The sequence below is a fragment of the Saccharothrix deserti genome, from assembly GCF_009769385.1.
Lineage (GTDB): Bacteria > Actinomycetota > Actinomycetes > Mycobacteriales > Pseudonocardiaceae > Actinosynnema > Actinosynnema deserti.
Genome location: NZ_VKAB01000136.1, coordinates 1 through 1,991, shown reverse-complemented (window position 1 = coordinate 1,991; position 1,991 = coordinate 1). Strand labels below are relative to the sequence as shown.

At 65.2% G+C, this 1,991-nt stretch carries 1 protein-coding gene; it reads right to left on the bottom strand.

Going from position 1 to position 1,991, the window contains the following annotated elements; translation table 11 throughout:
• Positions 1-115 precede the first annotated feature (115 nt).
• Complete coding sequence (locus FM051_RS49835) at positions 116-1,834, bottom strand: IS1634 family transposase (protein WP_158854956.1); 1,719 nt, start codon at positions 1,832-1,834, stop codon at positions 116-118.
• Between the last annotated feature and the right edge of the window lie 157 nt (positions 1,835-1,991).

Below are 1,991 nucleotides of genomic sequence, written 5' to 3'. Positions count from 1 at the left end.
CCTGGGTTCCACAGATCAGGGTGTTGGTTAGTCCACGAATTGGCGGGTTGACCTGCGGAAATACGTGGTTGCCCGGTGACATGGCGTGTCACTAGACGGGGGGTGTTCGTGCTGGTCAGCGTGTCGCAGGAGTTGCCTCGTGGACGCGGCTGGGTTCGTCGAGGGTGAGCGCGGCGAGGATCTTGCGCTGGGTTGGGGTGATCTCGGTGCGTTGCCGGAAGGTGCCGGCAGGGCCGGTGAAGGTGCCCAGGTGCAGGCGTTGCAGTTCGTCGCGCATCGATGGCCAGGTCTGTCCGGTGGTGGTCTCGGCGATGCGGATGAGCAGCAGCGCCAGCCAGCACAACAGGACGTGAGCCCGGATGCGTCCCTCACGTCGGTGGTAGACCGGTCGCAGGTCGATGATCTGTTTCATGTCACGCCAGCCGCGCTCGACCTCGAGGAGTTGTTTGTAGCCCAGGGCGATGTCCTCACTGGACAGTTTCGGGTCCGAGCAGCGCAGCAGGAACTTCCCGTCGAGGTTGGCCTCACGCTCGATCGCGGCCTTGTCGATGCGCAGCAGCCCGCCGGGAGTGACGCGCAGATAGCGTTTGAGACCGGGCTTGGTGGAGATCACGCCGCGTAGTTCAGCGCGCTTGTCCTTGGACAGCTTGTCCGATCCGGCGATCGCCTCGTCGAGTTGGGCGAGCATCCGTTGCCTGATGGTGGCATCGCGTTGCGCGGCCTCGGGATTGAAGCAGATCACGAACCGGTCGTCAGCCAGGTCCTTGTCAAGCTTGACTTCCTTGACTTGCAGGTTCCCGACGACTGTCTTGTAGCGGCCTTGGCGGGCCAGCGCTGCCTTCGCCTCGTCGGAGTCGCCGCGCAGCTTCTCTCCGAGGATGTAGTGGCCACCGGCGCGCTGCAGGTATCTGCGGTTCTCCGCGGAGGTGAAGCCGCGGTCGGCGACCCACACGACCCTGCCCAGCGACCAGTCCCGCATGTCATCCTTGACTTGGCGGATCAACGCCGAGTCGCCGGTGTTGCCGGGCCAGCACCAACATCGGACGGGGATGCCCTCGCGGGTCACCGCCATCCCGATCACGACCTGCGGCAGATCCGGGCGGGAGTCCTTGGACTTCCCGTAGGTCCGAAACCCGGCGGCCTTCACGGTGTCCGGGCCGTCGGTGTTGCCGTTGTCGGCCAGGACACCGTGCTCGTCGCGGCCGACCGGCTCATCGGGTTCGTCAAGCTCGAAGTAGGTGCTGGTGGTATCGAAGAACAGCAGGTCCACTTCCAGGTTCAGCAGATCGGCGACGTTGTCGTACACCGTGCGCGACAGCTCCGGGGCCACCTCGATCAACCAGTCCATCGCCCGGTAACACGCCTCGTCGACCACGGTGTCCAGCCCTTCGATCACGACGTCATGCTCGATCCATCGGGTCGCGGCCAGCTTCGACGACGGTGCCAGCGCCCGGTTGGCGACCAACGCGAACAGGATCCGCTCGACCCGCTCGTCCAGCCGGCGCCCGGTGAGCATCCGCCGTATTGCCGCATCGATCCCGAGCCGCCGCCACAACCCGTCCAGCACGAACGTCCCGCCCAGCGGTCGGGACTCGGTGAAGGTCAACCCGGCCGGGCCGCTGCCGGCCAGCGCGTCAGCCGGGTCCAGCAACCGGGTCAACGCTCCGATCAGACGGCGGATGCCCTCAACATCGACGGTGTCCTCCCGGCCGAAGGAGTACAGGACCTTCGTGCGCGACACACCAGCCTCGGCGTCCCACTCGTTGTGGGCCAACTGCAGATACCGGATGACCTGGCCGTCCTTGGTCTTCCGCGTCGATGCCTTCACGTACACGGACTAGAAGGTACCAGTGATCCAGCAGGTCGAACAGCCATCCTCACCCAAAGCGTGTCACTAGGCGAATTCGCATTTTTCGCTAGCGGTCACTGCGCTGACCTGCGACTTCATCCGTCGCGTCGACCAGAACAGGCCCGCAACTGTGGAACGCGGG